The 20,208-nt window shown below is 71.7% G+C and carries 22 protein-coding genes; 7 read left to right on the top strand and 15 right to left on the bottom strand.

Annotated elements, in window-relative coordinates; genetic code table 11:
* Nucleotides 1-41: 41 nt before the first annotated feature.
* Nucleotides 42-1,817, bottom strand: coding sequence for a chitinase (locus tag QRX60_RS21710; protein ID WP_286002593.1), 1,776 nt, complete (start codon nt 1,815-1,817; stop codon nt 42-44).
* A gap of 238 nt (nt 1,818-2,055) precedes the next feature.
* Nucleotides 2,056-2,601: an AAA family ATPase gene (locus QRX60_RS21705; RefSeq protein ID WP_286002592.1), complete on the bottom strand. Its 546-nt coding sequence runs from the start codon at nt 2,599-2,601 to the stop codon at nt 2,056-2,058.
* 281 nt (nt 2,602-2,882) lie between these two features.
* Here QRX60_RS21705 and QRX60_RS21700 point away from each other — a divergent pair, with 281 nt between their 5' ends.
* Nucleotides 2,883-3,305, top strand: coding sequence for a hypothetical protein (locus QRX60_RS21700; RefSeq protein WP_286002591.1), 423 nt, complete (start codon nt 2,883-2,885; stop codon nt 3,303-3,305).
* Here the strand turns inward: QRX60_RS21700 and QRX60_RS21695 are convergent.
* The 4 genes from QRX60_RS21695 to QRX60_RS21680 all read right to left on the bottom strand — a co-directional run bounded on the left by QRX60_RS21695 (nt 3,283) and on the right by QRX60_RS21680 (nt 6,594).
* Nucleotides 3,283-5,067 carry a serine/threonine-protein kinase gene (locus tag QRX60_RS21695; protein WP_286002590.1) on the bottom strand — a complete coding sequence of 595 codons (1,785 nt, stop codon included), beginning with the start codon at nt 5,065-5,067 and terminating at the stop codon, nt 3,283-3,285. The genes QRX60_RS21700 and QRX60_RS21695 overlap by 23 nt on opposite strands.
* Nucleotides 5,064-5,873: a hypothetical protein gene (locus QRX60_RS21690; protein ID WP_286002589.1), complete on the bottom strand. Its 810-nt coding sequence runs from the start codon at nt 5,871-5,873 to the stop codon at nt 5,064-5,066. The genes QRX60_RS21695 and QRX60_RS21690 overlap by 4 nt, the downstream gene beginning before the upstream one ends.
* Nucleotides 5,874-6,102: 229 nt before the next feature.
* Complete coding sequence (locus QRX60_RS21685) at nt 6,103-6,228, bottom strand: hypothetical protein (protein WP_286002588.1); 126 nt, start codon at nt 6,226-6,228, stop codon at nt 6,103-6,105.
* Nucleotides 6,229-6,594: a hypothetical protein gene (locus QRX60_RS21680; protein WP_286002587.1), complete on the bottom strand. Its 366-nt coding sequence runs from the start codon at nt 6,592-6,594 to the stop codon at nt 6,229-6,231.
* On the opposite strand from QRX60_RS21680, the gene QRX60_RS21675 reads away from it, so the two are divergent.
* From QRX60_RS21675 to QRX60_RS21655, 5 genes are all read left to right on the top strand, one after another.
* Nucleotides 6,587-6,835 (top strand): hypothetical protein, encoded by a 249-nt coding sequence (locus QRX60_RS21675; protein WP_286002586.1) that lies wholly within the window; start codon nt 6,587-6,589, stop codon nt 6,833-6,835. The genes QRX60_RS21680 and QRX60_RS21675 overlap by 8 nt on opposite strands.
* Nucleotides 6,836-6,913: 78 nt before the next feature.
* Nucleotides 6,914-7,696: an ArsR/SmtB family transcription factor gene (locus QRX60_RS21670; RefSeq protein WP_286002585.1), complete on the top strand. Its 783-nt coding sequence runs from the start codon at nt 6,914-6,916 to the stop codon at nt 7,694-7,696.
* Between the two features lie 204 nt (nt 7,697-7,900).
* Nucleotides 7,901-9,058 carry an EfeM/EfeO family lipoprotein gene (locus QRX60_RS21665; RefSeq protein ID WP_332845865.1) on the top strand — a complete coding sequence of 386 codons (1,158 nt, stop codon included), beginning with the start codon at nt 7,901-7,903 and terminating at the stop codon, nt 9,056-9,058.
* On the top strand, nt 9,055-10,254 hold the full coding sequence (locus tag QRX60_RS21660; protein ID WP_286002583.1) for a Dyp-type peroxidase: 1,200 nt from the start codon (nt 9,055-9,057) through the stop codon (nt 10,252-10,254). The genes QRX60_RS21665 and QRX60_RS21660 overlap by 4 nt, the downstream gene beginning before the upstream one ends.
* A 33-nt stretch (nt 10,255-10,287) precedes the next feature.
* Nucleotides 10,288-11,910: a phospholipase C gene (locus tag QRX60_RS21655; RefSeq protein WP_286002582.1), complete on the top strand. Its 1,623-nt coding sequence runs from the start codon at nt 10,288-10,290 to the stop codon at nt 11,908-11,910.
* A 70-nt stretch (nt 11,911-11,980) separates the two neighbouring features.
* Here QRX60_RS21655 and QRX60_RS21650 read toward each other — a convergent pair whose 3' ends face one another.
* The 6 genes from QRX60_RS21650 to QRX60_RS21625 all read right to left on the bottom strand — a co-directional run bounded on the left by QRX60_RS21650 (nt 11,981) and on the right by QRX60_RS21625 (nt 16,925).
* Complete coding sequence (locus tag QRX60_RS21650) at nt 11,981-12,733, bottom strand: dienelactone hydrolase family protein (RefSeq protein ID WP_286002581.1); 753 nt, start codon at nt 12,731-12,733, stop codon at nt 11,981-11,983.
* A gap of 185 nt (nt 12,734-12,918) precedes the next feature.
* On the bottom strand, nt 12,919-13,335 hold the full coding sequence (locus tag QRX60_RS21645) for an ATP-binding protein (RefSeq protein ID WP_286002580.1): 417 nt from the start codon (nt 13,333-13,335) through the stop codon (nt 12,919-12,921).
* Between the two features lie 32 nt (nt 13,336-13,367).
* Nucleotides 13,368-13,727: an STAS domain-containing protein gene (locus tag QRX60_RS21640; protein WP_286002579.1), complete on the bottom strand. Its 360-nt coding sequence runs from the start codon at nt 13,725-13,727 to the stop codon at nt 13,368-13,370.
* A 47-nt stretch (nt 13,728-13,774) separates the two neighbouring features.
* Nucleotides 13,775-14,215 carry a response regulator gene (locus QRX60_RS21635; protein ID WP_286002578.1) on the bottom strand — a complete coding sequence of 147 codons (441 nt, stop codon included), beginning with the start codon at nt 14,213-14,215 and terminating at the stop codon, nt 13,775-13,777.
* Nucleotides 14,212-15,732, bottom strand: a complete 1,521-nt coding sequence (locus QRX60_RS21630) for a sensor histidine kinase (protein ID WP_286002577.1) — start codon at nt 15,730-15,732, stop codon at nt 14,212-14,214. The genes QRX60_RS21635 and QRX60_RS21630 overlap by 4 nt, the downstream gene beginning before the upstream one ends.
* Complete coding sequence (locus QRX60_RS21625) at nt 15,729-16,925, bottom strand: PP2C family protein-serine/threonine phosphatase (RefSeq protein WP_286002576.1); 1,197 nt, start codon at nt 16,923-16,925, stop codon at nt 15,729-15,731. The genes QRX60_RS21630 and QRX60_RS21625 overlap by 4 nt, the downstream gene beginning before the upstream one ends.
* A 196-nt stretch (nt 16,926-17,121) precedes the next feature.
* Here QRX60_RS21625 and QRX60_RS21620 point away from each other — a divergent pair, with 196 nt between their 5' ends.
* Nucleotides 17,122-17,481: a hypothetical protein gene (locus tag QRX60_RS21620; protein WP_286002575.1), complete on the top strand. Its 360-nt coding sequence runs from the start codon at nt 17,122-17,124 to the stop codon at nt 17,479-17,481.
* On the opposite strand, the gene QRX60_RS21615 is transcribed toward QRX60_RS21620, so the two are convergent.
* The 3 genes from QRX60_RS21615 to QRX60_RS21605 all read right to left on the bottom strand — a co-directional run bounded on the left by QRX60_RS21615 (nt 17,468) and on the right by QRX60_RS21605 (nt 20,170).
* On the bottom strand, nt 17,468-18,637 hold the full coding sequence (locus QRX60_RS21615) for an RNA polymerase sigma factor (protein ID WP_286002574.1): 1,170 nt from the start codon (nt 18,635-18,637) through the stop codon (nt 17,468-17,470). The genes QRX60_RS21620 and QRX60_RS21615 overlap by 14 nt on opposite strands.
* A gap of 50 nt (nt 18,638-18,687) precedes the next feature.
* Nucleotides 18,688-19,026, bottom strand: a complete 339-nt coding sequence (locus QRX60_RS21610; RefSeq protein ID WP_286002573.1) for a YciI family protein — start codon at nt 19,024-19,026, stop codon at nt 18,688-18,690.
* A gap of 79 nt (nt 19,027-19,105) precedes the next feature.
* Nucleotides 19,106-20,170, bottom strand: coding sequence for a DUF6801 domain-containing protein (locus QRX60_RS21605; RefSeq protein WP_286002572.1), 1,065 nt, complete (start codon nt 20,168-20,170; stop codon nt 19,106-19,108).
* Between the last annotated feature and the right edge of the window lie 38 nt (nt 20,171-20,208).

The raw sequence follows: 20,208 nt of genomic DNA, 5'->3' as shown, positions 1-20,208 counted from the left end.
CAGGCAGTGTGCCCCACCGGAGCGGGGCACACCGCCCGGCGTCACGGCAGCGAGTTCAGGAACGGCTCGTGGCTGTTCTGGAACTCCCAGTTGTAGTACTTGTCCCAGTTGATCGACCAGGTCATCAGCCCGCGCAGCGCCGGCGACGTCCCGCCGCGCAGCGTGTACGAGCCGCAGCCGCTGCCCTCGACCAGGCAGTTCACCGCCGTCTGGACGTCCGTGGGCGACGTGTAGCCGTTGCCCGCGCTGACCGCCGCCGGCAGCCCGACCGCGATCTGGTCGGGCCGCAGCCCGGGGAAGAACTGCCCGGTGTTCGCCACGGTGAAGCCGGCCTTGAGCATGTCGGTCATCGCGATGTGGAACTCCGCGCCACCCATGTTGTGGTACTGGTTGTCCAGGCCCATGACCGGGCCGGAGTTGTAGTCCTGGACGTGCAGCACGGTCAGGGAGTCCCGCAGCGCGTGGATCACCGGCAGGTAGGCGCCGGTCCGCGCGTCGCCGGTACCCGAGCCGCCGTAGAACTGGTAGCCGACCTGCACGAAGAACGTCTCCGGCGCCATGGTGAGCACGAAGCCCGAGCCGTACTTGGCCTTGAGCGACTTCAGCGCGGAGATCAGGTTGACGATCACCGGCGTGGTCGGGTTGCGGAAGTCGGTGTCGCCGGCGTTGAGCGAGAGCGAGTGGCCCTCGAAGTCGACGTCGAGGCCGTTGAGGCCGTACTTGTCGATGATCGCCGAGACGGAGCTGACGAACTTGTCGCGCGCGGCGGTCGTCGTCAGCTGGACCTGGCCGTTCTGCCCGCCGATGGAGATCAGGACCTTCTTGCCCTGCGCCTGCTTGGCTTTGATCGCGGCGGTGAAGTCCGCGTCGCTCTCGACGTTCGGGCACTCGGTGGCGGCGCAGCGGGTGAAGCGGATGTCCCCGGAGGTGACGGACGTCGGTTCGCCGAACGCGAGGTCGATGATGTCCCAGGCCGCGGGGACGTCGGCCATCCGGACGTAGCCGGAGCCGTTCGCGAAGCTGGAGTGCAGGTAGCCGATGAGCGAGTGCTTCGGCAGGCCGGTGTCGACGCAGCCGGTGGTGGTCACGCTGGTGGTCGCGCTCTTCGGGGACTCACCGGCGCTGTTGTAGGCGGCGACGGCGTAGCTGTGGGTTTCGCAGGCTTTCAGGCCGGAGATCGTGGCGCTGGTCCCGGTGACGGTGGCGACGACGCTGCTGCCTTCGTAGACGCGGTACCCGGTGACGGCCCCGGCGGCGGCACCCCAGCTCAGGGCGATGGAGGAGTTCGTGACGGCGCCGGTGGCCGGGGTGCCTGGCGCACCGGGAGTCCCGGGGGTGCTGCCGCCGGGGCCGTCGAGGACGACGTCGTCGGCGTAGTAGGTGCCGGCGCCGTACCAGCCGTGGAGGTAGAGCTGGGCGGAGGTCTGGTTGCCGGTGGTGAAGGTGAGGGACAGCTGGTTGTAGGCGCTCGCGTTGCCCGACCAGGTCGAGGCGCCGCCGGTGATGCCGAGGTAGACGGGGTTCCCGCGCACCCAGGCGGAGACGGTGTAGGTGGTGTTCGGCTGAACGGACACGGTCTGCGAGCACTGGGCGTAGTCGGCACCGACGGGGGTGCCGGCGAGGGCGTGGCTCCCGCCGTGCACGGGAGTGCTGACGGTGGTGGCGTTGGCGCAGGTCCAGCCGGAGAGCGAGCCGGCCTCGAAACCGGGGTTGGCGAGGAGGTTGGCCGCCTCGGCGGAACCGGCGGGACCGGCCGCGAGACCGGAGAGCGCCAGGACGAAGGCGGCGAGGGTTGCGGACAGTCTGGAACGCCTCATCGGGTCCTCCAGTCGGGGAGATACCGATATTGTCTAGACCAATATGTAAAATGTCCAGACCAACCGAGGGTGACGACCGGCCCCGCGCCGCCTACCTCCCGGACGCCTGCCCGGCCCGCAACGTAGTGAATGACTCATTCCTGTCGCCAGACGACAGGAATGAGTCATTCACTACATCCACCACCGCGCGAACCGACCCTCCAGGCACGCGAGCCGACCGCCCAGGTACGCGCCCCCGTCAGCACTCCACCAGCTGCTTCACCACCACCCGCGTCCGCCCCGCCCGAGCCCGGTCGATCACCTGGACGCTGCTCCACCCCACCGGAACCCGCGAGGCCAGCAGCGCCTCCCGCCACTTCCCCGCCCGCCGGACGTGCCGGGCGAACGACCGCGGCCGCACGACCCGCCCGCGGCTGCGCTGGCCGGCCAGCGCCTGCGCAGCCGTCACGTCCAGGAACAGCAACCGCACCGGCCGCCCGCTGACCGCTCCCACCAGCGCCAGCAACGCCCGGGTGGAAGCCCGCGTCGACGGCTCGTGGACCACGATCGGCCCCGCCGCCATCGCCCGCCGGACCACTCGCGCGCGGTGCCACGCGTGGACCACCGGCCGGTAGCACCGGTACGGCAAGGGCACCGCCGCCAGCCGGGCGCGGACCTGGTCGGAGTCCAGCACCACCAGGCCGGGCGCGGCGTGGCGGAGCATCGTCGTCTTGCCCGCGCCGGGCAGGCCCGCCACCACGAGCAGGTCGCGGGGCCCGAGCTCGATCACCGTGGTCTCGCTCATGCCCCGTCAACGCCCCGCCGAAGGTAATGGTTCCTTTACCTTTACCTCACGGAGAGTGATCGAGACCGACGCAGACCCGACCGTGCGGCCGACGCCACCCGGAGAGACGCCCCGATGTCACCTCTCGTGCCCGAAGTCACCCACTCGCCTGAAAACCCATGCACGGCAAGGCATTCATGGCTCCGGAACCGCTTCGGGTGAAGATCGTCCGCACCCCTTCCCGGCGTCCGGATTTTCCCTATCTTCTGGAAGGACGCACTGCTAGAACAGGGGAACTCGCCATGACCCAGTCGCTGGAACTCCCGGTCCAGGAATTCTGTCTCGATTGGACGCTCACCGGCGACGAAGGCGGCCGGGTCGGGGTCACGCTCTCCGGGCAGGTCTCGCTGCTCGACAACAACCGGTTCTACAAGATCGACGGCGTCGTCTACGTCACCGAGGGCGACGCCGACATCCGCGCGGTCGGCAACCCGTGCCTGTCCGTGCGGCGCAACGGCGTCGAGAAGACCGGACGCCAGTGGGGCTGGGAGATGTGTTCGGCCCGCAAGCGCCTCGGCGCGCTGACCACGATGGAGGGCTACTTCGTCCGCACCGGCTACTGGGCGCCGGCCGACCGCGCCATCCAGCTGAGCCTCTGCGCCGAAACCGGGTGGAGCCGGCGCAAGAGCTACAGCCCGCACGTCACCGTCCGGATGGTCGACTGACCACTGTGGACGCCCGGCGCCGCGCCGCCGCGACCACGAGCCCGGCCGCGACCGCGCCCGCCACCGCACAGCCGGCGCCGAACCCCGGCGCCGGTTCGTGCTCGCGCAGCACCGACAAGCACAGCCACGCCACGGCGCCGAACAGCAGGCCCAGCACCGGCCCGCCGACCGACGCACCACGCCAGCGGTGGCCGTTGCGGATGGTCCGCAGCCCGGATTCGAGGTAGGCGAGCGCGAACAGCGCCAGGATGAGGCTGCCCGCGCCCATCGCGCTCGCCAGCGGGTGCTGGCTGGTGAGCAGCGTGAACGTCTGCGTGACCGGCCCGGTCCGCACGGTCGCCGTGACCGCGCCGCCGACCACCCACCGCGCGATCGCCGGCAGGGTGAGCTGCGCGGTGAAGCCGTTGCCGGCCGCTTTCGCGTCGGTTTCGGCCGAGCTCAGCGGGATCCCGGCCGCGGACAGCGTGAGCGCGACGGGACCCGGGTTGCCGGTGCCGGCCAGCGTCAGCGGCTTGCTGAGGTCCACCTCGACCGGCGTCGTGACGGGCTTGGTGCCGAGGAGCAACGTCGGGGACGCCTGGTGCGGCAGCCGCTCCGGGTTCAGCAGCGCGAGGACCACCAGCACGATCGCGGCCGCCGCCGCGCCCAAGCGCAACCACAGCACGGCGGCCTTCGAGGACGCCGACGGGCCGGAACCGTCCCCCGCGCGGCCGGAGTCCGGACCGGCACCCGGACCGCCGCCGGCCGGCCCGGAACCGGTGTCCGGCGGCCCGCTCGGCGCGACCAGCGTCGCGTTCGGCCCCGACGGCCGCCGGACCGGCCGCGTCCGGGACTCCTCCGGCGGCGCCGGCGCGGTGGCCGAGTTGAGCCCGGCGATCACCCGCGGCGTCAGGTGCAGGACCGGCACCCCGGAGCGTTCGAGCCAGCCGGGCCCGTAGACGGCGGTCGCGGCGCCGGCCAGATCGGCCGCGAACGATTCGGCCTCGCGGTAGCGCGCGTCGAGCTCGCGCGCGAGGCTGCGCATGATCACCCCGGCGATCGGCATCGGGACGCCCGCGATCGGCCGCGGGTCGGTGAACATGTGCTGGCGCATCATGCTGATCGCGCCGCGCGTGTTGTCGAACGGCAGCTGCCGCGACAGCAGCTCGTAGAGCACCGTGCCGGCCGCGTAGACGTCGGCCGCCGGGCTCAGCGCGTTGCCCATCGCCTGCTCGGGCGCGATGTACGCCGGGGTGCCGAGGATCTCGCCACCGTGCGTGACGAGCGTGGCGCCCTCGCTGATCACCCGCGCGATGCCGAAGTCCGCCACCTTCACCACGCCCTGCAGGTTGAACAGCAGGTTCCGCGGCTTGACGTCGAGGTGCAGCACGCCGGCCCGGTGTGCGGCGTGCAGCCCGGCGAGCATCGCCAGGCCGATCGCGCACGCCTGCTCGCCGGTGACGCCGCCGCCGTGGAACCGGCTGTGCACCGTGCCGCCGTCGAGCCGTTCCATCACCAGCAGGTGCTCGCGGCCGGTGCGGACGTAGTCGTACACCGGCACGATGTGCGGGTGGTCCAGGCTGGCCAGCACGCGGGCCTCGCGGTCGAACAGCTCGCTGCTCGCCGCGTGGTTGAGCACGTCCCAGGGCAGCTGCTTGATCGCGACGCTGCGCCCCAGCGTCCGGTGCGTCCCGGCGAACACGACACCCATGCCGCCTTCGCCGATCTCGGCGCCGATGTCGTACTGCGGCAGGGCGGCGACCAGTTCGGCCGGTGCGCTCATCGGGTGAATTCCTGGGTCGACGGGACCGGCAGCCGGACGGTGGCGCCGTCCCCGGCGGCCGCGGCGGCCGGCGCCGCCGGGTGCGGCGTCAGGTAGCCGAGCAGGAACGCGATCGCCGCGGCGCCGAGCACCACCGGGATCTCGATCGCCGGCTCCGGCGGGACCAGCCGCAGCACGGACAGGCTGATCACCGCGACCAGGCCGGTGCCGAACCCGGCGGGCAGGAACCGCAGGCCGCGGCGCCAGCGGTTGGGGGCCAGCCGGTGCCGGGCCAGCGCGAGCAGCGCGGTCAGCCAGGCGAGGACGGTGAGCACGAGCATCGCCAGGCCGAAGACGCCGTAGACCGACCAGAAGGAGCCCTGGACGTCGGCGACCGTCGTGGCCTCGCCGAGCGTCGCGCGCTGGGCGTCGAGCAGCTCGACCGACGACGGCAGCAGCCCGGTCGCCTGTCCGGCGAGATCGCCGAGGTCCAGCACGAACGTCCGGGTGGTCGAGCCCCGCGCCGGCACTTCGAACGGCGCGGTCGTGTCGTAGGCGAAGAAGGTGAGGGCGAGCGCGACGCCGGAGAGCCGCACGCTGCGGACCTTCACCGGCGCGGTGCCCGGGTTGGTGGCCACGACCTGGAGCTCGACCTGCTTGGCCGGGTCGATCGGGACCGTCACGTCGGCGATCGGCCGCCGGTCGATCGACACCTGCACCCCGAGCGAGCCGGACGGTGCCGAACCGGACTGGGCCGACGCGGGTGGCGCGCCGAGCAGCACCCCGCACAAACCCAACGCAACCCCCGCCGCGATGACACGTCCCATTGGGCATCCCCTACTTGCGTTATCCGACTGGTCCGGAATGCTACAGCGAGCACACACCGGGGAGGGACGTCCCAATGCGATTCGTGGTTCGGCTGTTTTTCGGCGCCGTGGCCGGAACGATACTTCTGCTCGCGTTCGCCGGTAACGCCAACGCACAATACACGTCGTCGGTTGGTTTGAAACCGTCGAGCGGCAAGGCAGGCAGTTCCTTCACCATTTCCTGGAATTTCTACCCGTGCGGCACGGCGATCACCTTTTCCTGGAACGGCACGCCGATGTGGACGGGGAACGCGACCCTCCAGGAGACCAGCGGCACGGTCGCGGCCACCGTGCCGGCCGGTGCCCAGCCCGGCACCTACCCGGTCACCGGCACCTGCACCAACGCCCGGACCAAGCAGCCGCTCACCGCGAGCAGCCGGTTCACCGTGACCGCCACACCCACCACGACCCCGCCGCCCCCGACCACCACCACGCCGCCGCCCGCGACCACGCGGCCGAGCAAGCCCAGCATCACCACGACCCCGCCTCCGACCACGAGCACCACCCCGCCGACGACCACGTCCACGCCGCCGCCCGCGACCACGCCGACGACACCCGGCACCCCGGCCACCACCAGCACCGAGCCGAAGCCGGGTGAGCTGGTGCTCGACCGGCCGAGCGTCCAGCCCGGCGACGAGCTGTCGGCGTCGGGCAAGGGCTGCCAGCCGGGGCGGATGGTCACGCTGACCTCCGACGGCGCCGAGGTCGGCTCCGCCTACACCGACAGCTCCGGGGCCTTCACCGCGCCGGTCCAGTTCACCCGGATCGAGGCGGGGCGGCACACCGTCATCGCCGAGTGCGGGGTGCGGCTGACCGGCGCGGTCGACCAGGTCGTGACCCGGTCGTCCGGCGGGCAGACCGGGACGCTGGTCATCCTCGTGTTCTTCGTGCTCGCGGGCAGCACGGTGATCCGCTTCCGCTGACCCCCGGTTGACATGCAGCCGTTCAGCTGCCTATCGTGAAAAGGCAGCCGAATGGCTGCATGTTCGGAAGAAGGCGCGATGGACGAGGTGTTCAAAGCACTGGCCGACCCCAGCCGACGCCGGCTGCTGGACGTGCTCAACGAGCGCAACGGCCAGACCCTGCGCGAACTGTGCGCGGGGCTGGACATGGCCCGCCAGTCGGTGAGCAAGCACCTGGCCGTGCTCGAGGCGGCCGGGCTGGTCACGACGACCTGGCGCGGCCGCGAAAAGCTGCACTACCTCGACGCGGCGCCGATCAACGCGATCACCGAGCGCTGGATGACCCGCTACGACCGGCGGCGGGCCGGCGCGCTGGCCGATCTGAAACGAGCCCTGGAGTCCACACCCATGAACGAATTCGCGTACACCACCTACATCAGCACGACCCCGAAAAAGCTCTGGCAAGCGCTTACCGACCCCGCGTTCACCCGGCAGTACTGGGGCGTCTCCTTCGAAACCGACTGGAAGAAAGGGTCACCGGTGGTCTGGGCGGAAAACGGCGCGAAAACGAGCCACCCCGACCAGGTCGTGCTCGAATCCGACCCCTACCGCCGCCTTTCCTACACCTGGCACACGTTCACCGAGGAATGGGCGAAAGGAAACGGCATCGACGCGGAAACGCTTTCGAAGCTGCAGGCGGAAGGCCGCTCGAAGGTCACCTTCACGCTCGAACCGCAGGGAGAAAGCGTGAAGCTGACGGTGCTGCACGACGGTTTCGAGCCGGGCAGCACGGTCATGGCGATGTGCAGCCAGGGCTGGCCGGCCCTGCTGTCGAGCCTGAAGACGCTGCTGGAGACCGGCTCGCCGCTGCCGGCAGCGTAACCAACCGGACGAACCGTCCCAACCAGACAGATCTGGCACACGGAATCGTCTGATTTCTACCCCTTTCGTGGGCGCGGGGCTGAAGTCCCGGTGAATTCCCTCCTCTCGACGGCATCCGATGCGGTTTTTCGGACGATAGGCTCGCATAATCCGTGATCGGTGATGGTCCGATCGAGTGACGGGAGAGTGTGCGTGCCGGGGTCAGTGCGTACCCGCTGGATCGTGGCGGCCGTGGTCGTGGCCGCCGCGGCGGGAGCCGTCGTGGCGTTCTGGCCGGACAGCGCGTCCGCCGGCGACCCGGAGATCGCGGTGTCGCGTTCGGCGTGCGGCACCGGCTGGTCGGACCCGAAGCCCGGGCCGCAGACGTTCCGCCTGCACAACACCGGCTCGGTGACCGCCGAGGTCGACCTGATCGACCCGGCGACCGGCGTGATCTACGGCGAGGTCGAGGGCCTCGGCGCGGCGACCACCCGGCCGCTGCAGGTCAACCTCGGCAACGGCAGCTACGCGTTCCGCTGCCTGCCCGAGGACGCGGGCGCGATCGTCGGGCCGGCGGTGCAGGTCAGCGGCGGTGCCGAGCGGACCGGCCCGGGCGTCGCGCCGGTGACGCACAACGACCTGCTCGGGCCGCTCAAGGCCTACCAGCAGCACGTCACGACGGGCCTCGGCGAGCTGGTCGCGAACACGGGCGCGCTGAAGAACGCCGTCCACGGCGGCGACCGCGCGGCGAGCGAGGCGGCGTGGCTGACGGCCCACTTGACGTACGAGCGTCTCGGCGCGGCGTACGACGCGTTCGGCGACTCCGACGGCGCGCTCAACGGCACCGCCGACGGCCTCCCGAACGGCACGTCGGACCCGGGTTTCACCGGGTTCCACCGCCTCGAGCAGGGGCTTTGGCACGGCGAGGATCTGGCCGCGCTGGGCTCGGTGGCCGACCGGCTGGACACGGACGCCCACGCGCTGCAGGCGTCCTTCGGCAACAGCCAGATCGACGGCAACGACCTCGGCCTGCGCGCGCACGAGATCATGGAGAACACGCTGCAGTTCGAACTGACGGGCCGCACGGACTACGGCAGCGGCACCAACCTGGCCACGGCCCGCGCCAACCTCGACGGCACCCGCGCGGTGCTCGACGTGCTCCGCCCGCTGCTCGCGCCCCGGTACCCGGATCTGTCCGAGGTGGACAGCTGGTTGACGCGCACACAGTCCCTTTTGGACTTCGCGCACCGGCCGGACGGGAGCTGGACGCCGCTGACACAGTTGCCGCAGAAGGAGCGACAGAAGCTGAACGCGGACGTGAGCGAGCTGACGGAACTACTGGCCCCGATCGCGGCGATCGCCGAGCCGAGGAGGGTTTCGTGAGTGATCTGCCGCGCCGCTCCTTCCTGCGCCGCGCCGCGATGGGGGCCGGCCTGACCGTGGCCGCCGGAGCCGGGCTCGGTGCTTCCGCCGCCGTCACCGACAGCACGGCGCCCGTCGCCTTCCACGGCAAGAACCAGGCCGCCATCCTGCGGAAGCCGCCCACCCAGACCATCGTCGCGTCGTTCGACGTCGTCGCCGAGTCGAAAGCCGAGCTCACCGACCTCTTCCGCGCCGTCACCGACCGGGCGCGGTTCCTCACCGGCGGTGGTGCGCCCGCCGCCCTCGGCATCACCGCGCCGCCCGCCGACTCCGGGGTGCTCGGTCCCGTCGTCCCGGGTGGCGACCTGGGCGTGGTCCTCGGCGTCGGCGCGTCGCTGTTCGACGACCGGTACGGCCTGGCGAAGCTCAAGCCCGCCAAGCTGAAGCCGATGACGACGTTCCCGGACGACGCCCTCGACCCCGCCCAGTGCCACGGCGACCTGAGCCTCACGCTGTCCGCGAACTCCACCGACACCGTGCTGCACGCGCTGCGCGACATCGCCCGCGCGACCCGCGGCGGCATGCAGCTGCGGTGGAAGCTCAACGGCTTCAGCTCCCCGCCGCGCCCGGCCGGGACACCGCGGAACCTGATGGGCTTCAAGGACGGCACCTCCAACCCGGAAGAAGCCGACTTCGACCGTCTCGTGTGGACGTCCGGAACGGGCGAACCCGCCTGGGCCGCGGGCGGCAGCTACCAGGTGATCCGGCTGATCCGGATGCTGGTCGAGTTCTGGGACCGGGTTTCGCTGGCGGAGCAGGAGAACATGTTCGGCCGCCGCCGCGACACCGGCGCCCCGCTCGACGGCACCGAGGAGACCGACGTCCCCCGCTACGCCGACGACCCGATCGGCACCGTGATCCCGCTGACCAGCCACATCCGCAAGGCCAACCCCCGCACGCCGGAAACCGACGCCGGCCGCATCCTGCGCCGCGCGGTGAACTACGACCGCGGCATCGACAGCAACGGCAACCTCGACATGGGCCTCGTCTTCGTCTGCTACCAGCAGGACCTGGAGCGCCAGTTCGAGGCGATCCAGACGCGGCTGGCCGGCGAACCCCTGACCGACTACATCTCCCCGTTCGGCGGCGGCTACTTCTTCGCGCTGCCGGGCGTCACCGGCCCGGACGACCACTTCGGGCGCTCCCTGCTCACCTGACCGCACACCACCCCACCACGAAAGGAATCCACAGTGGACACCCGACCTCGCCGGCGACGGCGCGGCCTGCTCGGCGCCGGGGCGCTCGCCTCGGTGGCCGTGCTGGCCGTCGTCACCGGTTCCGCGGCGACCACCGCGGACGCCCAGCCGCTGAACGTCTTCCCCGCCCACTGGATCCCGACCTCGACGCCGATCAAGCACGTCGTGGTCATCTTCGGCGAGAACATCTCCTTCGACCACTACTTCGGGACCTACCCGAACGCGGCGAACACGGACGGCACCCCGTTCCAGGCCGCACGCAACACCCCGAAGATCAACGGCCTCGACCACAAGCTGCTGACCGACAACCCCAACGCGTACGACCCGAAGCGGCTCACGCACGAGCAGGCGATGACCTGCGACCAGAACCACAACTACGGCGCGGAGCAGGCCGCCTTCAACGGCGGCAAGATGGACAAGTTCGTCGAGAAGACCGAGACGGACAAGTGCACCGGCCAGCCGGTGCTGTTCGGCGAGCCCGGCCTGGTGATGGACTACTACGACGGCAACACCGTCACGGGCATGTGGAACTACGCCCAGCACTACGCGATGAGCGACAACTCGTTCAACACGACGTTCGGCCCGTCGACGCCGGGCGCGCTGAACCTGATCTCGGGCCAGACGCACGGCGGCCAGGCGGTCGACCCGGTGACGCACGAGCCGGTCAGCGACTCCTACGTCGTGTCGTCGCCGGACGCGAACGGCGTCGGCACGGTGATCAACGACCCGGACCCGGCCTGGGACGACTGCTCGGACAAGAACCACACGAGCAAGGACAACCTGGCCACCATGAACGGCCGCAACGTCGGTGACCTGCTCAACCAGCGTCACGTGACGTGGGGCTGGTTCCAGGGCGGCTTCCGTCCCACCGGCGAAGCGAACGGCTACGCGGTCTGCGGCCAGAAGCACACGAACGTGGGCGGCAACGCGGTCGTCGACTACAGCCCGCACCACGAGCCGTTCCAGTACTACCCGTCGACGGCGAACCCGAAGCACCTCCCGCCGACGTCGGTGCAGGCGATCGGCCAGACCGACCGCGCCAACCACCAGTACGACACCTCGGACTTCGACGACGCGCTGCGCGCCGGCTCGATGCCCGCGGTGAGCTTCCTGAAGGCCCCGGAGTACCAGGACGGCCACGCGGGTTACTCGGACCCGCTGGACGAGCAGCAGTTCGTCGTCAGCGAGATCAACAAGATCCAGCAGTCGCCGGAGTGGAAGTCGACGGCGATCGTCCTGGCGTACGACGACTCGGACGGCTGGTACGACCACGCCAGGTCGCCGATCGTCAACGGCTCGCACGACGCCGCGCAGGACCAGGCGGTGTGCACGGCCCAGCCGACGAAGATGGGCACCTACGCCGACCGCTGCGGCTACGGCCCGCGGCTGCCGCTGCTGGTGATTTCGCCGTACAGCAAGGTGAACCACGTCGACCACTCGCTGACGGACCAGACCTCGGTGCTGAAGTTCATCGAGGACAACTGGTTCGCCGGCCGGATCGGCGACTCGTCGTTCGACTCCCGCGCGGGGTCGCTGAACGGGATGTTCGACTTCTGGTGGCCACGGGCGAAGAAGGTCACGCTCGACCCGAAGACCGGGGCGGTCGCGCACAGCTAGTCCCCCGTCTGCCGCGGCCGGTCGTGAGTGTTTAGGCGGGTTCTAACCCGCCTAAACACTCACGACCCCGTCAGGTCAGGTGACGGGCGAGGAAGCCCTCGTCGACGCCGATCCAGCGGATGGTGCGGTGGTCACCCGGGTTGGCGTGCAACGTCTTTTCGGTGGTCGCGAAGGCGTCGAAGAGCGCGAAGCACGATTGCCGGTCGACGTGCTCGTCGTCCCACGGGAGCAGGAACTGGACCGGCACGGTGATCCGCCGCGCCGCGTCGAGCAGTTCGTCGTGGACGAAGAACCCGCCGCCGAAGATCGCCGCGGAGATCCGCGGTTCGGCCGCCGTCAGCGGGATCCCGATCGCGGTGCCCAGCGAGATGCCGCCGCCGTAGCCGATCCGCGCATCGCGGCCGATTTCGGGCAGCTCCTGGAGTGCATCCAGCGTGGCGCGCCATTCGGGGACGGCCCGCTCCGCCAGGGAGAGGGCGTAGCCGATGCTGACCGACCGGAAGCGTTCCCGGTCGCCCGTCGCGTGCGCTTCCCGGAACGAAGCGCGGACCTGCTCGTCTTCGGCCGCGCGTGGGCGGTCGCCGTGTCCGGGAGCGTCGATGGCCACGACGGAGAAGCCCTGCCGGGTCACGGCGTCACGGGCCCGGGCAGCGAGGGCCGGCGTCTTCTTGTGCAGGCCGCCTCCGTGCCCCATCAGGACCAGGGGCGCGGACGCCGGGCCGGACGCGGGTGACCAGAGGACGCCGGGGACGTCGCCGACGGTGAAGTCGCGCTCGACGACCCCGTCCGACGCCGTTTCGGACGTGAAACACAGAGAATTCATGGGAGTGCCTTTCGGGCGTGCCTGATTCGAGGCGCTCCCGGAGGCCTATCGCCCGACCATGACGGCGAGGGGGAGCACCCACGTGCGCACAGCGTTCACGGGTCTCACCTCCTCGGGTGGGTCACGGTCGACGGCACGCTACCAGCCGGGCACCGGGCGGCCCAACCGGATTTCGGCGCCGCCGCTCACGGCCGGACCGGCGCCAGGTCCCACACCAGCGTCACCACGGTCCCCGCTTCGCCGGACGAGATGTCCGCCCGGTCGGCACTGGCTCGCAGCAGCGTCAATCCCCGCCCCCGCACGGAAACCGGGCGCGGGTCCACCACCGGGGTCCGCCACTTCCCGTGGTCGCTGACGACCACCTCGATCCGGTCCGGGTGCGCCGTCGCCTCGAGGTCGACCACTCCGGAACCCGCGCCGTCGTACGCGTGGTCGGCGACGTTGGCCAGCGCCTCGTAGCTGGCCAGCACGATGTCCTGCGCCCGGCCCTCCTCGACGCCCGCCGAGAGGACCCAGGCCATCAGGTCGTGCCGGAGCCGCCGCAGGGCCTGGGGCACCGCCTCCACGCCGTGGCAGCGGAACGGTCCCGGGGGTTCGTCCATCGGGGGTCGCCTTTCTCCCCAGCCGGGGGCCGTCACTTGGCCAGCGCTTCGTCGACCGTCGCGTGGATACCGATCCACGTGTCGAGGCCGGTGGTCCTCAGCGGCCCCGACGTCACCGGCGAGTCGCTCACCACCCGCAGCGCGTGCTCGGGGAGCCGGCGGTGCGCCGCCGCGAGCACCTGCAGGCCCGCCGAGCAGAAGAACGTCACCGCGCGCAGGTCGACCACCAGCGTCCGCGGCTCGTCGGCCAGCACGACGTCGACGACTTCCTCGAACTCCGGCGCGCTCAGCAGGTCGATCTCCCCCGCCACGCGCAGCACCGCGGCCGTGCCCCGCCAGTCGAGCGTGACCGCCAGCTCGACGGCGGGAAGATCCCGGGATGAAGAGGTCACGGCGCTCTATGGTGCCCCAATCCCCGGCGCCCCGCCATCGACGCTCCTCACCGGTGCGGCAGCTTGACGACCGTGACCCAGAAGTCGTCGATCTTCCGGACCACTTCGACGAACTTCTCGAAGTCGACCGGCTTGGTGACGTAGGCGTTGGCGTGCAGGTCGTAGCTGCGCACGATGTCCTCGTCCGCTTCGGACGTCGTCAGCACGACCACCGGGATGGTGCGCAGCTCCGGGTCCTGCTTGATCTCGCCGAGCAGCTCCCGGCCGTCCTTGCGGGGCAGGTTGAGGTCGAGCAGGATCAGCCCCGGCCGCGGCGCCGCCGCGAAGCGTCCCTGGTGGTTCAGGAACTCGAGCGCCTCGACGCCGTCGCTCGCGACGTGCAGGGCGTTGCGGATCTTGTGGTGCTCGAAGGCCTCGCGCGTCATCAGCACGTCGCCGGGGTCGTCCTCGACGAGCAGGATGTCGATCGGTGCGTGCGCCTGCGTCATGCGTCCCCATTGTCCTCGGTGGCGGGCAGGGTGAAGCGGAACGTGGTGCCCTCGGCCTCGGTGTCGAGCCAGATCCGGCCGCCGTGGTACTCGACGATCCGGCGGCACAGGGCGAGCCCGATCCCGGTGCCCGGGTACGCGCTGCGGGTGTGCAGGCGCTGGAACAGCGCGAAGACCCGTTCGGCGTACTCCGCGTCGATGCCGATCCCGTTGTCCGACACGGTGAAAACCCAGCCGTCGCCGTCGCCGTCCGCGGTGACGCGCACCTCCGGCGGCGCCTCGCCCTTGAACTTCAGGGCGTTGCCGATCAGGTTCTGGAACACCGCCGTCATCAGCGCCGGCTCGACGCGCACCTCCGGCAGCTCACCGCGGTCGACCTTGCCGCCGCTCAGCGAGAGCGCGACCTCCAGGTTCGCCAGCGCGTCGTCGACCAGCCGGCTCGCCTCGACCACGACGTGCTCGCCCGGCTTGCGCCCGACCCGCGAGAACGCCAGGAGGTCGTTGATCAGGCCCTGCATGCGCTTCGCGCCGTCGACGGCGTACTCGATGTACTGCTCGCCGCGCTCGTCGAGCAGGCCCTGGTAGCGCTTCTGCAGTAGCTGGCAGAAGCTCGCCACCTTCCGCAGCGGCTCCTGCAGGTCGTGTGAAGCGACGTAGGCGAACTGCTCCAGGTCGGCGTTCGACCGTTCCAGCTCGCGCGTGCGCCGGTCCAGCATCGCGTGCGCCCGCTCGAGCTCGGCGACCTCGTCGAGGATGCGCAGCCGCATGGCCTCGACGTCGGCGCCGAGCTGGGCGATCTCGCGTGGCCCGCTCCCGTTCACCGGCCGTCGGACGTCCTGGTCGGCGACGTGGCGGACCTCGTCCGCCAGCCGCACGATCGGCCGGGTGATGACCTGCCGCAGGCCGAGGAACAGCACCACGAACAGCAGCACGACCAGCACGGCGACCGCGATGAGCATGGAGGTCAGGAACGCCGCCGCGGCGTCCAGGTCCGCGCGGCCGGCGTCGCGGACCGCGCCGAGGTGGGTGAGCTGGGCGTCCAGGGCCCGGCGGACCGTGTCGAACAGCGTCCGGCCGCGCTGGACCTGCGCCGGGCTCACCGGGGCCGCCCCGGGCGCGATGGTGGGCGCGGCCGCGGCCTGCCAGGTGGTGGCCGCCCGCAGGACGGTCTCGAGGTCGTCGCCGATCTGCGTGCCGGGCACCGCGCCGAGCTGCCGCAGCTGCGCGACCGCGTCGGCCTGCGACCGGACGCCGTCGGTGTACGGGGTGAGGAACTCCGGCTGCCGGCCGAGCTGGTAGCCGCGGACGCCGGTCTCCTGGTTCAGCAGCGAGGTGGACAGCTGGTAGGCGGCCAGCCGCTGCGGCCCGATGACGTCGAGGAGGCTGTTGCGGGCCGCGGTCAGGCTGGCCAGCGCGACCGCGCCGCCGACCAGGGCGGCGAGCAGCAGCACGGCTTCGGCGACGGCGAACAGGGTCAGCCAGCGGCGGATCGACCAGCCTCGCGCTTCAGCGCTCATCGGGCGTGCTCCCCCGGGTCGTGGCTGAGCAGGGCGAGGGCGACGTCGTCGTCGAGGGGGCCGGAGTTGAGCCGCTCGGCGCGGGCGATCAGCTCGTCGAGCAGGTCGGTGCCGGCCAGCCCGGCCTGGTGCTGGATCTCGAGGACGATGGCGGCCATCCGCTCGTGGCCGAGCCGTTCCGACCCGGCGCCGACGCGGCCCTCGAACACGCCGTCGGTGTAGAGCAGCAGCGACCAGCCCGGTTCCAGCGGCACGTCGAGCGCTTCCCACTTCGTGCCTTCGACGACGCCGAGCGGGACGCCGAGGTGTTTCCCGGAGAGCAGGTGCCCGTCGCCAGGGGTGAGCAGCAGCGGCGGGAGGTGCCCGGCCAGCGACAGGCGCAGGGATCTTCGGTCCGGCGCGACGACGACCATGCAGACCGTGGCGAACAGCGGCTCGATCCGCTCGTGCACCAGCACCCGCTCGACCATGCTCAGCACGTCGGCCATCGGCAGGCCGGCCATCACGAGCGAGCGCCACGCGATCCGCAGCGCGACGCCGAGCGCGGCCTCGTCCGGGCCGTGGCCGCAGACGTCGCCGATCATCATGTGCACGGTGCCGTCGGCGAGCTCGATCGCGTCGTAGAAGTCGCCGCCCAGCAGGGAACCGTTGCGGCCCGGGCGGTAGCGGGAGGCCAGCTCGAGGTACGGGTCGCGCAGCAGCGGCACGGGCAGCAGGCCGCGTTCGAGCCGCGCGTTCTCCCGGGCGAGCAGCTGCTGCTGCAGGAACTGCTGCTCGACCTGCTCGGCGCGCTTGCGTTCGCGGGCGAAGCGCAGCGCCTTCACCAGCAGCGGCCCGTCCACCTGGTCCTTGACGAGGTAGTCCTGGGCGCCGGCGGCGACCGCGGCGACGCCGGTGGCCTGGTCGTGCTGCCCGGTCAGCACGACGACCGCGACGCCGGGCGCGTGCTGGCCGAGCTTCGTCAGCCCGCTCAGGCCCATGGCGTCGGGCAGCTGCAGGTCGAGGACGACGCAGTCGGCGGTGAGCGGGCCGGCCAGCGCGGCGGCGAGCGTTTCGACGCGTTCGAGCGAGAACGGCACGGACGTGTCCGCGAGCATCTCCTCGACCAGCAGCGCGTCGCCGTCGTCGTCCTCGACGAGCAGCACGCGCAAGCGGATGCCGGAGTCCCACGATGAGTCGTGCGCGGCGGTCACCGGCTTCTCCCGTTCGGCTGCTCGTGAGCCAGCACATCCAGACGATCACCCTAGCGGCACCGGCGGCGGCCGCCTACGGCCGTGGAAGCGGTCCCACAGAGGTAGCGTTTTATAGCACCCCGGTGTGTCACCGGACGGGTAACGGTTCGGGTCGTGACCGTGCCGGAACCGGACGGTCCGGACCTACGCTGCGGCCATGTCCCCGACCCGGGCGCCGCGCGCCGCCTTCGCCTGGTGGGGCGCCACGGCGTGCTGGTTCCTCGGCTCACTGCTCGGCGGCCGCCGGACGGCCGTCGAAGCCGCCGTCCCGCTCCCGGTCGCGCTGCTCGCGTACGTGGTCTGCGCCGGGCTGTGGGCGTTGCTCGTCCTGGGCGTGTACCGCGGGGTCGGCGGAACCCGGGTCGCGCTGGCGGTCATCGGCGTGGTCGGCATCGCGGACCTGGTGCTGCAGCTGGCCGGGGACGTCACCGCGGGCGCCGTCGTGCACGGCGCGTTCTTCCTGGCCGCGCTGGTCCTTTCGGCCGCCGGGTTCGTCCTGCTGCTCAGGCGCCGCTGAGCCGCGCGGCGAGGAACTCCTGCTCGACGGCGTTGTCGCTCAACGCGAGCGCGGCCCGGTAGGCCTCGGCCGCCTCGGCGTCGCGGCCGAGGCGGTGCAGCAGGTCGGCTTTGGCGGCGGGCAGGTAGCGGTAGCCGGCGAGCCGGCCGCCGACCTCCAGCCGGGCGATTTCGGCGAGGGCGGCTTCCGGGCCTTCGACCATGGCCAGGGCGACCGCGCGGTTGAGCGCCACCACGGGCGAGGGCCACAGGCGCAGCAGCACGTCGTAGAGGGCCAGGATCTGCGGCCAGTCCGTCTCGGCGTAGCCGGGCGCCTGGGCGTGCAGGGCGGCGATCGCGGCCTGGACGCCGAACCGCCCGGGCGGACCGCCCGTGAGCGCCTCGACCACGAGCCGGTCGGCCTCGGCGACCATCGCCGTGTCCCAGCGCGTGCGGTCCTGCTCTTCGAGCCGCAGCAGCCGCCCGGCGTCGTCGGTCCGGGTGGCCCGGCGGGCCTGGTGGACCAGCAGGAGCGCGAGCAGCCCGGCGACCTCGGTGTCGGCGGGCAGCAGGGTCCGCAGCATCCGCGCCAGGTCCAGCGCGCGGCCGGTCAGCTCGTCCCGCACGAGGTCGTTCCCCGACGCAGCGGTGTGCCCGGCCGAGTAGAGCAGGTGCAGCACGGTCAGCACGACGGACACGCGCTCCGGCAGCTCCTCGGCCGAGGGCACCGCGTACGGGATCCGCGCGGCGGCGATCTTCTTCTTGGCGCGGGTGATCCGGGCGGCCATCGTCGGCTCGGGCACCAGGAAGGCGTGCGCGATGTCGGCCGTCGCGACGCCGCACACCAGCCGCAGCGTCAGCGCGATCTGGGCCTCCTGCGCCAGCGCCGGGTGGCAGCAGGTGAAGACGAGCCGGAGCCGGTCGTCCGGGATCGGCCCGGCCGGTTCCGGCGGCTCGGCGACGGCCGGCTCGACCAGCAGCGGCAGCTTGCGCCGCAGCACCTCCCGGTGCCGGACGCCGTTGAGCGCGGTCCGGCGCGCGACCGTGGTCAGCCACGCGCCGGGCCGCTCCGGGACGCCGTCGGCCGCCCAGCGCTTCAGCGCCTGGAGGTAGGCGTCCTGGACGGCCTCTTCGGCCTCGTCGAGGTCGCGCGTGACCCGCACCGTCGCGGCGAGCACGTAGGCCCACTCGCGACGGTGCGCTTCGGCGACGGCGTCCGGGACGGAGGTCAGTCCGGCACCACCTGGAAGCCGACGAGCGGCCGGACCTCGACCCCGCCCTCGACGACCGGCGTCAGCTTCGCGCAGGCGAGGGCGTGGTCGAGGTCGCGGGCCTCCAGGACGTACACGCCGGCCAGCACCTCCTTGGTCTCCACGAACGGCCCGTCGGTCACCAGGTCGCCGCGGATCGCGGTGGCCGTCTCGTTCGGCTGCAGGGCCAGGCCCGCGGTCACCTTGCCGCCCAGCTCGCCGATCCGGTCGGGCAGTCCCAGGTGCCGGTCCATGATCTCCTTCGGCAGGTCCTCGGGGGCCACCCGCTCGTAGATGAGCACCGCGTACTGCGCCATGTCCGTTTCCTCTCGTCGTGGTCCTTTCCTACTCCGTCACGCGGGAGGAGGCGGAATCGACAGGACGGCGGACCTTTCTTCAGCGCGCGGTCACCGTCAGCGCGAACGTGTTGCCCGGCCCCTGGACCAGCGAGCTCAGGTACGCCGTGAACGAGCCGCAGCCGGTCAGCGGCGGGATCGGGTACTCCCCGCTCACCGGCCCGCCCGACGCGAGCACGAAGCCATTCCCGGACTTCAGGTCGACCGGGATCGGCGCGCTCGCCCGGCAGCCCGCGTCGGCGACGGGCAGCCCGAAGAGCGTCACCTGCGGCAGGGCCAGCGCGAGGTTCGCGTGCGCGACGAACCCGCCGCCGGTCAGCTCGCCGGTCTGCGGGCCGTCCGGGGCGAACCGCAGGTCGGCCGTCCCGGGCACGAACCCGAAGACCTTGAACTCCACCCGCGTCCGGTCGAACGCCGTACCGAACGCCGGGACGGCCAGCGAACCGGTGACCGGCGCGCTCGCCCCGAGCGCCTTCAGCGTGGTCGTCCCGGTGACGCCGTACTCGTACGACGACTGCGTGCCGCCGAGGTCGAAGCTCAGCAGAACCGGGTCCTGACCGGGATCGAGCGTGCAGTCCGAGGTGAACGAGCCGAGCCCGGTGAACGAGCCGTCCGCCTTCTTCGGCGTCAACCGGGTGCTGAAGTCCCCGATCGTCAGCGTCGTCCGGCCCGCGTTCGGCAGCTGCACCGGCGGGACCGACCCGCTGGCCCGGGTGGTGAACGCCCCCGACGGCGGCACCGCCGTCTTGGCCACGGTCAGCGGCAGGGCGAGCGGCAGCGTCAGCGAGCCGTTGGCCAGCGTCACCCCTGCGGACGCCGTCCCTTCGATGCTCGCCGCGCCGACCAAGGCCAGGCCGCGGGTGGACTTGTCCGGCACGGTCACCGCGACCGTGAGGTCCGTCGTCGTGAACGTGCCGCCGGGTGCGGCGGGCACCTCGAAGGACGCCTTGACCTCGACGTCCAGCTTTTGCTTGCCGATCAAGGGAAACGGGCAGGTGAAGCTCAGCTTCCTGTCGATCGGCGTCGACGCGTCCGCGGGCGGGGCGGGCAGCGGCAGCACCAGGCAGGCGAGGCCCGCCGCGAGCAACGACCGGGCTTTCCGCACGGGCTCTCTCCTTCCGGGGCGTGGCACCGGCCCCCGCC

The organism is Amycolatopsis mongoliensis (assembly GCF_030285665.1).
Taxonomy (GTDB): domain Bacteria; phylum Actinomycetota; class Actinomycetes; order Mycobacteriales; family Pseudonocardiaceae; genus Amycolatopsis; species Amycolatopsis mongoliensis.
This window is presented reverse-complemented; position numbering and strand designations above follow the sequence as displayed.